An 11,348-nucleotide genomic window follows, 5' to 3' on the forward strand; every position below is an offset into this window, starting at 1 on the left:
ATTTGACACTCCCTTATTATAGCAATGTTTTTGAAGAGGATAGAACAACAATTAATTTTGAATGATCTTCGATGTCTTTCAAGGTGATTACAGCCGATGAATGACAGACAATTTACCGTTTTAGTACCAGGTACCTACTTTTATTTATTCAACAAAAAGACTGTTTGAAGCCCTTTCCCTTAAAAATCGAGAAATGGTATTCAACAGCCTTTTTTAGAATCAATTACGCTTTGCATTTCAGCATTTATCCCGCTCTTTTTAAAGCGGCGAACTTCTGCCAAAACAAGTTAAACGCTAGCGCTTTCCTGTTTTCCTTTTACTAGTTGTCCGCCGTTTTTTAGATACTTTTCAATTCCTTCAGATGCACGATAACCCAATGCACCAATTGTCGCGGTCGGGTGATGGCCCGCAAACTGCGGAAAGGCGGATCCGCCAACTACGAAAAGATTATCGACATCCCACATTTGTAGGTAATTATTCACTGCAGACGTTGCCGGGTCTGCCCCCATAATGACGCCACCTGCGTAATGTCCGCCATTATAGACATGATTAAATTCATGTGGTATCTCATCCTCATCAACAATGTCCGCACCCATCTCTTCCATGATTTCTCGGCTCTTTTCTATACCGAACTTAGCCATTACCCGATCTTGATCAGTATATTTATAAGTTATACGCAAAAGCGGATCATTGTAACTATCCGTATACGTTGGATCTAAATCGGTGAAATTATGCCAATAAGACATGGTTGCCATTGTATACCATGCAACAAGTGAACGATTTGCATAATAAATTGAGTTCTTCTTAAATTCTGGTCCCCAATTTGGCGTGCCTTTTGGGACATGATTTGTCGCGATAGCTCCGTCTCCATATTGTCGGAGTTCAATCCCCCCACCGTTAATGAAATTCAACTTCGAGTGATCGAAATTATCTCCAGCAAAATCACTTAAGGTGCCGCCTAAAGCACCTGCGCCCATGTAATAATTAAATTTCTTGTCTTTAAAATACCCTCTAGCACCGAGAAAGGTAATACCGAACTGACCGTTGAAGTTTCTTCCGATTACCCCTTTTTTTGTTTTCGGATTATAAGGCTCTCCGATACCAGATAACAGTAGTAAACGATTGTTCGTAAATGTGAACGCTGCAAGGACTACTACAGTTGCGGGTTGCTCGTATTCTACTCCCGTCATTTTATCGATATAGAGGACGCCTGTCGCTTTGCCGCTTTTGTATAAGACACGCTTGACATAAGCACCTGTTCTCGCTTCAAAATTCCCGGTCTTCATAGCCGTTGGGATTACCGTCACAAGTGGGTCGGATTTAGCTCCAAAGTCACATCCGTATTGCGTACAAAATGAACAAAACATACACTGATTAATCTTTTCCCCATCGGGATTTGTATAGGCTTGTGATAAATTCCCCGCAGGGACCCGGTATGGATGGTACCCCATTTTTTTGGTGGTTTCCATAAACAAACCAACGGCCGGTGATTCCTTCATCGGCGGGTTTGGATAATCACTTGACCGCTTGTCTCCAATAGGATCGGGCTCTCCTGAAATTCCTGCTGTCTTTTCCCACCGATCATAATACTTTTCCATCTCGTCGTATGTGATACCCCAGTCCTGTATCGTCATTCCTTCCGGGATTTTATCCTTCCCGTAACGCTCGATTGTTTTGCTTTTAATTTCAAAATCATACGGCTTCCAACGGTAAGTGGCACCGGCCCAATGGACACTACCGCCACCCAAGTCCGTGCCAACCATCATTTCTTTCCGCGTTCTAACCGGCAATGCGGTTTCATCCAAATAATTTCGGGAAGTAATTGTTTCGGGATCCAGATTCTGCATCATCTCATAGCGATTTGTATAACGCAGTTCATCTTTCACTCCAATGTAATCATCCCGATTTACATTTTTCCCACGTTCCAACGCTACCACTTTATAGCCCGCCTTCGACAGTTCAGCTGATACAACACCACCTGCCCAACCTGTACCTACAACAACCACATCTACTTTGTCTAATTTAACTACCATCTTATCTACCTCCCTTAATGACCTTGGTAATTTCGTAAGCTTATCGGTTCCATTTTAATGAATTCTTTCTCTTCAATTTTATCCAGATAGCTTGCTCGTGGACCTGGATACTCTTTCATCTTCCATCCCATCATATCTTTATTCCCGCCATACACCGGATCCGCATATGCCCCTTCAATCGTAGTCTGCTGAAGTAAATGGAAGAAGTTTGCAGATCCTACGCCTTTCATTTCGACTTTATCCTCATCAAACATACGCAGCACTTCATCTTGCTTGTCTGGGCTCAACTCAACAAACCTTGCCCCGAAATCCTCTTGAGCAACTTGATCTATTTTCCGGAGTCCCAACGTAAAAATTTCACTTCGATTTAATATAGATTGGTAACGCGGAGTAGGAATAGGCACTTGGGTGGCCGAATTCGGTCCTTGGCTATCCTGATCCCGTTCATCATTGTGAGTACCGGCTGCTTGGATATTTGTAATAAAAGGGCCCTTCATATATTCCTTCGCATTCACTCCCCACTCACCGGCTAATTGCTTGTCAATAAAGTAAGGTACACCTAGTTCAATGGCGCCCGGACCTAGATCATCTTTTGGAAAAATACGTTCGGTTGCGGCCGATAGAATAGCAAAGTCTTCGGCACGATTGATAGACACCCGTGCATCTTGTAATTCTCCATTTGTATTTCCATGTGGGGTTACTGGTTCTTTCTTTTGTAACTGGTTGGTAAACAAGCCTCCAAACAAGCCTCCTCCAACCACACCTCCAGCAACTAGTCCTGAATTCTTTATAAACTTCCGACGGCTCATACCACTTTTCTCGTTTCTATCCGAGGGTTTATCTGCCACTCCGTGTTCCTCCCAACGATTCTGTATATTTACTGCTTGCTAACCATGCTTGCCAGTATAATCCAAATGTATTCATTTTTAATTGGGATTGAGTTGTTTAATAGTGGGCAAGAAGAATTTGGGATGTATCTGCGTTATACTTATCAATACTACTTCCAGTAGCAAATCTGTATACCAAAAAAAATAACCCTCACAGGATTTGCCTGCGAGGGTTACCGTCACCTATTACTGCTCATCCACAATCCCTTGGACATCGCTCAATTGCCGCTTCATCATGGCTAACTGTTCTTTGTTTTGCCGAACTAAATCATTTTCCTCATCATGCTGTTCTGCATTTGCAAATGACTTTTCTGCACGCAATATCGAATTGAAAGCATGCTCAATAGCTATCTCCTCCGGATGTGACATTGCTTGCTTCACCGCACGATCTGCCTTTTCAACGGAGTTGCTTAAAAAAGTGTTCGGATTGTCCCTTCTCCTTCTTGCGTCTGAACCCTTGGCCATTTATACCTCTTCCCTTCCTGCACGTAAGATAAGTTACAGCGAGCTTAGTATCGTAAAATATCCTGAAAGTATGCGCGGTCGAGGCTATTTCTATTTAACAATAAATTTGTCTTACGAAATTAAAAACAGGACTTATTTTATAATCTCTACAAAGTGTTTTAAAATCCTAGCTGTTAAACCCCAAATTGTATACTTTTCATAATCAAAAAACCATTCTTCCGTTGAACGAGCCCTCCATTGATACTGGGTACCATTCATTATTTTTTCAAAAGGAAAGTTCGGCAAAGGCACTGGTTCAACAGATACTAAATGCACATAAGGCTCATAATTCAATAGCCATTTGATGGGTATCGTAAATACTTCTTCAACTTCTTCTTTGTTATAGGATTGAATAATTTGATCGTAATCAATGGTTGCTACAAATGGGTAGACAACAAATGATGAGGAGGCAATATAAGGGCTTAATTCCCCTACAATCGTAACCGTATTTGGGTCAATGCCTAATTCTTCATGTGTCTCCCGTAAAGCCGCCGCCATCGGGGATGAATCTGTGGGGTCGATTCGACCACCAGGAAAACTACTATCACCTGGTTGTTTTCTCATGGTCAATGAACGTACTTCGAAAAGGATATGCCATTCTTCATCCACTTGAACGAGCGGTATTAATACCGCTGAACGAAAAGCCGTTTCTTCCCCTATAAACAGGGGTTGGTTTTTGCTTAGTTGGTTTTTTAGTTTGTCTAAAAACATGAAATCCCCCTTATGTCGATATTTTATATTCCATTAATCGTACCACTAAAAGATTGCTGAATCTTTTAGTGCTATTTATCGCACTTACTTGACTATATAAAACAAACAAAAACTTATTACATCAAAAAAAGCAGGCGCTTTTTGTTCCGAGAGGATGCTTTCCTCTCCAAGCAACTGCATCCACTCGAATGGGTGCATACATGTAGTTTTTTAAGTATGCCTTATATATGATTTTTTAATTTCTTTACCATCTGTTCTGCAGTTTGTTCTGAACTTGCATTTCCTTCATTTTGTAACTTATCGATGATGTTAGTAAAATCCGTTTCATTTCGGTTTTGACTTAATTTATATGCAGCCTGGATTTCTTCCACCTTAATCTTAAATCCAACTATCCCTTTCAGTTCGCTTTCCAAAAGTTGTGGAGAAAGTTTATCCCACAAAACAGGTTTTTTACGATTTCCTTCATACTTTTCTAGCATTATTGTTAAATCCTTTATTAATTCATCTTTCTCTAAAATGCTTGCCTTGCCATATAAATGGACGGCTTGATAGTTCCACGTCGGGACGTTTTCCTTTTCATACCAGGAGGAAGAGATATAAGCGTGTGGACCTTGGAACATTACCAATACATCTTCACCTGTTTCAAATGTTCTCCACTGAGGATTTCCATAAGCCATGTGCCCGGTAATATAGTATCCATCATCTTTTTCATCTAACCCAAAAGGTAAATGAGTGGCAATTGGTTTCCCTTGTTCTGTGGTGACAATCGTGCCGAAAGAGTTATTTTGAACAAAATCTCGGATTTCATCAACGCTTGTGACTTTAAAGTATTTTGGGATATACATAGTATTCCACCCTTCAAAAAAGTTATATGAGTGTTTTTGTCATTATAATGTCCATTTGTTCTTCATCACCCAATTAATCAAATAATGGCGCATGCCACTCAAACTAACATGTAATTCCAACTTTCATGTTTGCATGAGTGACAGTGCGCCAAACACTTTCTTTCATCCCCAAACCTCTTTCAAAGTGTTTCTGAATAAATTATCCAGATCATTTGTAGGATCTTCCGCTTCTATCGAGAGAGTTTTAATATACGCCTCAAGACGTATGATTTCGTTTTCTAAGAAATCATTAATTACTTCGATTCGTGGTTCAATATCTAATTCGTCCCCCGTTATCTTACGTTTTAAAAGATGTTCAATTTCATTTTTTAATTCGCCTTCCGGAACCATAGTTTGCACTAATTCATGAAAACTGATTGGTGGAACTGTTTGATATTCCTCAATCCACTTACAAGCCAATACAGGTCGAAGTACATAGAAATACTTTTTTATTTTTACTTCTGTTCCTTGCAGATACTCACGATAATTATTTTTCGCCATATTTAAATAGTGGTACAAACTAGCATTTGGATAAAAAACGTCTGATTCCAGCAATCGCAACTTATCGATAAATGAGTACTGCTGAAAATAAATTATATTGCTTCTCATCCATTCCAAAAGGGGTGGATTACTTTTTCTAAAAAGCCGCAATGCCTTCGTTATTTCCCAACCGCTTATATCCAATAAATCATTGATTGGCACTTCAATTACATCCCTTTTAGGACCAATTCCTTGTGGATCAATCGAAAGATACCACTGTAGTTGATGAATATAAATAAATCGAACATCATAATCACTGTCTTTTGAAGGAAAGCCCCAAGCACGGCTACCGGATTCGACCGCATACAGAACCTTTACTTGGAACTTCTCTTCAATTTCAATTAATTTATTTTGAATTGTTTCATTCATATATACACCACTTTCAAAGTTTTAAAGTTTATTAAAGGGAGGATATTCTTTAAATACGCTTCGGCGCTTGGGGATGCCTCCCGCCATAAGCCTGAACGCTTGCGCTATCAGTCTTATGGCGGGAGGCTACCCCTGTAAGGCACCTACGCTAAAGTCATCTATTTAACCTATAAATTTAAACCTTTGGCACACTGATTAGCAAAGTCCCTACCAAACACACCCGCCGGGTAAACAGACTAAGCAACTGCATTGTGACAGCAGCTGGCACCACTTATTGAATAAAAAAGACCACGCCAAACAATCTCCAAAGCCGTATCTGAGTACTATCATGAACAAGTACACGGAATTTAAAGTCCCCTTATAGCCCCTTTAAACTCCTATTTACACCATCAATAGCAAAGTCCTGATACTGCTGCATCCGTCCCCAATTAGTCAGATGCTCATGTTCAGGGTGGTTGGGATCAGCAAGGACTTTGAGAAACTCCTCATATCCATGCTCGCCACCAACATCTTCTGGCGGTGTATTCCCCTCTCCGTCCAAGCAAACAGAGTAGTTGGACTCATAGTTCTCTATATAACTTTCCACTTCGATATCATGTTTCCAGTCATCGCCGAAATCATAGTTATAGGTAAGCATCTCGCATGCAGGGATATATTCCGATAGCATCACGCCTTTTTCAAGCTTCATGTCCACTTCACCAGGATAAGAAAAAGCTTCAGGATCACAAACAAGTTTAATGATTGGTTTTTGAATTTTTTCAGGATGGCCTTCAGTTAAATTACTTTCTGAATTGAACTCATTTCCATAAACATGAAAGTCATGAAGATGGCAATCTTGCCACCCAAAAGCCGTCTGTATAATCTGGTGCAATTGGTCAAACGTTTTGTTTACAGGGACCACGAGTCGTCGCCATACTTGACGATTTTCAAGCCTAAGTGTAACTTTCAAAGTTGCTGCATTCGCTTCAAAAATGGATTGGCCCGCAAATAGACTAAGATCCTTATACATCTCTTCATTCGGGTAAAGATAACTGCCTTTTCCATCTCCAACTAACAAAGAGCTAATTCGGACTCCCATGGTCGGCTGAAAAATAGAATCCTTATCCCAAAGCTCATCAAAAAAGTAAGCATTATCACAAGCCTTATTCATCCTTGCTACAGAAGTCCGATCCTTTGTCTTCGTAATGGAAACTTCACCAGTATGCAGTAAATACCGGTCAATCACCTTGTCCGATATCCCTTCCTTCTGGAACGTTTCGCGGACTCCTTGCATGGCAATCTTGTTGAACTTTTTAAAGTCAGTTGCTTTCAGACCGTAGAGCACAACGGCGTAACGATTACGGTCATTTGTTAACACAACCACTTTCTTACGGTTTACAACGATGTTATTCGCATGCCAGGAGAAAAGCGGATCTACTTCTTCGACTAATCCGGGTTTGACTTTGAGTTCGTCTAAGAGTTTTTTTGTACAGCGGATATGCATGATTTAAGGCTCCTTTGGTTTTTTGGGATTGGATTGATGTTGTTTTATTGTCGAGTAGCAGGTTATAAAACAAATTCGATTCCGTTTCATCAGCTAGAACCTCGTATATACTTAATTATACTCACTATATTTGGCCATCCTATGAACTTTACGACGAAAGGATTGTTATAAGCAAACTGGCCCGTTATGTTTAAATTATAGAAAGCAATATTGTTTCCAGGGGGGATAATGATGGTAAGTTGGTGGGATGGATACGCGATATTCACTGGAAACATTGATAACATTTCAAATCTCATTACAAAAAGGTTTATATATGAAGGAAAGCATGTACCTACAAAGGTTGAAGAAAATAAAATTGTTTTTCCGGAAGATTTCATTCCATGGGATTTGCTTTTACTGGATGCGGTTTGGGCATTTATTGGCTTTGAGCAAAACCATGATATAAAAAAAACGGATACACCTGGTATTTATGAAGTTAGTGTTTCTTGGGATCAAGTTGGTTTTCTACCGGCAGAGAAATTGTCAACCATAGCTAAGCGAAACAACTTAGCTATTGAAGCCGAGGGCATAATATTAGACTGGGAGTTTAAGCAACACATTATCGTTAACAATTGTGGAGAAATACTATTGAATGAATGTATTGAGTATCACCGTGAAGACTATGACCCTTATGATGATTATAAGAAAATAAAATAATAATGCCTGCCACTAATGCTAACATATTAGTTTGAACAAACATGAAAAATTCAACTTTCATGATTGGATGAGTGACAGGTACCAAACACTAAAGACTTCCGATAGTTCTAACAGCATCGGGTCAACAGCACCAATATTAACGGCAAGTTCCCATTTGCTTTTTAAATAATAATTCAATTCTACGTAACTTTCCCAATATAACCTTCCAGTAAGCTAATGGTCTTTTTTAAATTTGATTACAGCCAATGAAATGTACCACCAGTGACATCTTTTTTACCACTGAGTGCCAAGAAATGTACCATTAAACGCCAAGGACTTACCACTCCTTACCTCTGTATAAGTAATGTTGTGCACACTTACACAGGTGGGACATTACTTGCATGGAGGTATTTTTTTATGTTTCACTATCGAAAGATATTGGAATTACAGGAGTAGGGGATGAGTCTTAGAGGCATAAAACGCTTTGCGCTTGAAAAAATCATGCACGGTTTCGCCAACATCGACCCTAACACGACTTTTTCAATCTGCTCATAAATCTCTATCCTTTACGTCTCTCCCTCGCTAAAGTCTAATTCAAGTGGCTTTGGCGGACTGCTTGCCGGCAAGTCACTGACCCTCGATTCTTCCAAATAATTTTCAAAATTCGTCGCATTGAATAACGTGGAAGGGCGTAAATACTTCTGCCAATGTGGATCACCCAGCCAGTTCCTAGCTTTCGTATCGATAACTTTCTTAAAATCCGTTAATTTGTACCCTTCACGTAAACGTCCTTTCACCAATCGCGCTGTTGCTTTCGAAGACGCTTTGAATTGCGTACTCGCCTTGTCATTCAAATATTCAATGACAGACACAACGTCGAGATCGTTCTCGACAATATCTTTCTTAATACTCTTAACCTCTTTGGTTATTGCTAGGGGCATTTTGCCTTCAGTAGAGGGGGCAATTTGCACTTCCTCTTGGGCTAATTTCGCTGTAGTCGATGGTGCATCTTGCACTTCCTCTTGAGCTGATTGTGCCGTCGTCGATGGCGCATCTTGCATCACCGAACAGTGCAGCATTTCATAGTTAATCCGGTAACATTTTGTCTTGTCCATTTTCGTCCGATTAAACGAAGCTGTCGAAATAATATAACCGCTATCTTCCAGTCTGCGAATCGCTCTTTTGATCGTATCAACAGACCAAAACGGAAATTCCTCGTTTTTCCACTCGTCAACTGTCTTGTAAACCCACTTATGCCCATCCCGCACGTTCGTCGAGATGAGCGATATAAAATGAAGTTGTTGGAGTACAATCGCCTCGTTCAATCCCACTTGCTTCACAAGCGATGGAAGCACCTGAAGCGGTGACTCTTCGATTAATAAATTCATCATGATTCCCCCTCTGTATGAAATTCCTGTCCACTCGATAAGTAGTGTCAAACATGTTTTTTAAAGATCACATGACGCCTTGTGCACAGACGAAAGATGCTTTCACTTGTTATATAGACAATACATTCGTAAAAGTAGACAAGGTGGTGGTATTTATTTTTGGTGAATGTGCAAGGCAAAGTTCGGACAATACAAGTACATATTTATGAGTTGGCAGTTGGGTAAGCGCATGATTTTTTATGTGATATTCTTGAATTGTTTTTTGTTTTTTTGCGCTGCACGGACACAAATAAAAGTCATCCGCAATGCGGGTGGCTGAACATCACAGGCTATGACAGTACGGGTGGCTATAGATATGACAAACTTTATGACTGCGGACACTTATTAGCTGGAATGGTCGAAATTTCGTACATGATATTTGAGATTGGTCGGGGATCATAAAAAAATGGGGAAAGGTTCAACGTATACACTTCATGAATAGTTGATTGTTACCTATTATATTAAATGAGTGATTACAGCCATGCGGTCTTACCACTTGTGACATCTTTTTTACCATTGAACGCCAAGAAATTTACCATGCAACGCCATCCTGTGTACCAATACACTAAGACGGCATGCCAACTGGGAGGGGGGAGAGTGGCTTTTTAACCAGCATGGCCACAATTGTAACCGTTATACTAAAAGAGACAGTTTTCGCTTGAATGCCGTGAACACTTTCGCCAAAAATCACGCCATCTAGTAAACTATATTTATTAGTTTACTGGAGGTAAGGACTTGGAGGAAAAGTTAGTGTTATACGTAGAGATTCAGCAACTATACAAACGTAAAATGAAGATTGCACAGATTGCAAAACATTTGAAGGTAACGCGTGGAACTGTTTATAAGTATTTGAATATGTCATTCGAGGAAGCACAAGAATATTTGGGGAATCCTTTGAAGAAACCTAAGAAATTGGATCCCTACAAGGATTGGATTGTCGCATGGCTAGAAGAATACCCACATTTAAGTGCAGCACAAATTCAAGATTGGTTAATCGAGCGCTATCCTGATTTAGTAATCGGGGAAAGCACAGTTCGAACCTATGTAAAAGAGATTCGTGAGATTTATCAAATTGAGAAAAAGGCGATTGTTAGGCAATATGAGGCCGTTCCTGAACAGCCGATGGGCAAACAGATACAGGTGGATTGGGGAGAAACAAGGCAGAAAACGACGAGGAAAAAAGAAGTGAAATTATATTTTATTGCCTTTGTTTTGGCACATTCGCGGTATAAGTACATGGAGTGGCAAGACCGACCTTTTACAACGAAGGATGCCATTCGTTGTCATGAAAATGCCTTTCGCTTTTTTGGAGGTCGTACGGAAGAAATTGTGTATGACCAAGATCATTTACTATCAGTCAGCGAAAACGCTGGGGATATCGTGTTAACAGCAGAATTCCAAGCGTATGTAAAAGATCAAAAGTTCCGTGTTCATTTATGTCGAAAAGCCGATCCGGAATCAAAAGGAATGATTGAAAACGTGGTGAAATATATAAAGGGGAATTTCGCAGATAGTCGTGTGTTTAAGGATATTGAGGACTGGAATGAACGTGCGCTCCAGTGGTTGGAACGTACAGGAAATAAAAATGTACATAACACAACAAAAAAGAGCCCAGTCGAAGTGTTTCTCGTCGAAAAGCAACACTTAGAACTAGTCTCTTCACTACTTTCAAATGAAAGTACACATGCAGGTATTATAACAAGAAATGTAGGCAAGGACAATACGATTCGCTTTGCAGATTGAGTCAAGTTTTTGTGGGAGGTATTTCAAAGGGGCATATTTCTTTGCTGGTATAGCTACTTATGAATGCGTTTTCATTCCTTTATTTTTCCAAA

Annotated in this window: 9 protein-coding genes and 1 pseudogene; 2 read left to right on the plus strand and 8 right to left on the minus strand. The window is 40.0% G+C overall.

From position 1 onward, the window contains the following. Nucleotides 1-287: 287 nt before the first annotated feature. The 7 genes from FILTAD_RS04830 to FILTAD_RS04860 form a co-directional block, all read right to left on the minus strand. Entirely contained in the window at nt 288-2,033 is a 1,746-nt protein-coding gene (locus tag FILTAD_RS04830; RefSeq protein WP_124069384.1) for a GMC family oxidoreductase, read from the minus strand. A gap of 14 nt (nt 2,034-2,047) precedes the next feature. Beyond that, on the minus strand, nt 2,048-2,881 hold the full coding sequence (locus tag FILTAD_RS04835) for a gluconate 2-dehydrogenase subunit 3 family protein (protein WP_238988148.1): 834 nt from the start codon (nt 2,879-2,881) through the stop codon (nt 2,048-2,050). A gap of 225 nt (nt 2,882-3,106) precedes the next feature. Then, nucleotides 3,107-3,385 carry a hypothetical protein gene (locus tag FILTAD_RS04840; RefSeq protein ID WP_124069385.1) on the minus strand — a complete coding sequence of 93 codons (279 nt, stop codon included), beginning with the start codon at nt 3,383-3,385 and terminating at the stop codon, nt 3,107-3,109. Nucleotides 3,386-3,517: 132 nt separating this feature from the next. Next, nucleotides 3,518-4,135: an NUDIX hydrolase gene (locus tag FILTAD_RS04845; protein ID WP_124069386.1), complete on the minus strand. Its 618-nt coding sequence runs from the start codon at nt 4,133-4,135 to the stop codon at nt 3,518-3,520. A gap of 221 nt (nt 4,136-4,356) precedes the next feature. Then, nucleotides 4,357-4,980 (minus strand): FMN-binding negative transcriptional regulator, encoded by a 624-nt coding sequence (locus FILTAD_RS04850; RefSeq protein WP_124069387.1) that lies wholly within the window; start codon nt 4,978-4,980, stop codon nt 4,357-4,359. A gap of 162 nt (nt 4,981-5,142) precedes the next feature. Continuing rightward, on the minus strand, nt 5,143-5,928 hold the full coding sequence (locus tag FILTAD_RS04855) for a nucleotidyltransferase domain-containing protein (RefSeq protein ID WP_124069388.1): 786 nt from the start codon (nt 5,926-5,928) through the stop codon (nt 5,143-5,145). A gap of 358 nt (nt 5,929-6,286) precedes the next feature. Continuing rightward, on the minus strand, nt 6,287-7,411 hold the full coding sequence (locus tag FILTAD_RS04860) for a plasmid pRiA4b ORF-3 family protein (RefSeq protein WP_124069389.1): 1,125 nt from the start codon (nt 7,409-7,411) through the stop codon (nt 6,287-6,289). Nucleotides 7,412-7,642: 231 nt separating this feature from the next. Between FILTAD_RS04860 and FILTAD_RS04865 the strand changes: the two genes are divergently transcribed. After that, on the plus strand, nt 7,643-8,107 hold the full coding sequence (locus FILTAD_RS04865) for a hypothetical protein (RefSeq protein WP_124069390.1): 465 nt from the start codon (nt 7,643-7,645) through the stop codon (nt 8,105-8,107). 545 nt (nt 8,108-8,652) lie between these two features. Here the strand turns inward: FILTAD_RS04865 and FILTAD_RS04870 are convergent. Next, complete coding sequence (locus FILTAD_RS04870) at nt 8,653-9,474, minus strand: conserved phage C-terminal domain-containing protein (RefSeq protein ID WP_160117563.1); 822 nt, start codon at nt 9,472-9,474, stop codon at nt 8,653-8,655. Between the two features lie 789 nt (nt 9,475-10,263). Here FILTAD_RS04870 and istA point away from each other — a divergent pair. Next, nucleotides 10,264-11,247, plus strand: a pseudogene (gene istA / locus FILTAD_RS04875) (IS21 family transposase); the annotation flags it as partial. Between the last annotated feature and the right edge of the window lie 101 nt (nt 11,248-11,348).

The organism is Filibacter tadaridae, from assembly GCF_900609045.1.
In the GTDB taxonomy this organism is placed as follows: Bacteria; Bacillota; Bacilli; order Bacillales_A; family Planococcaceae; genus Sporosarcina; species Sporosarcina tadaridae.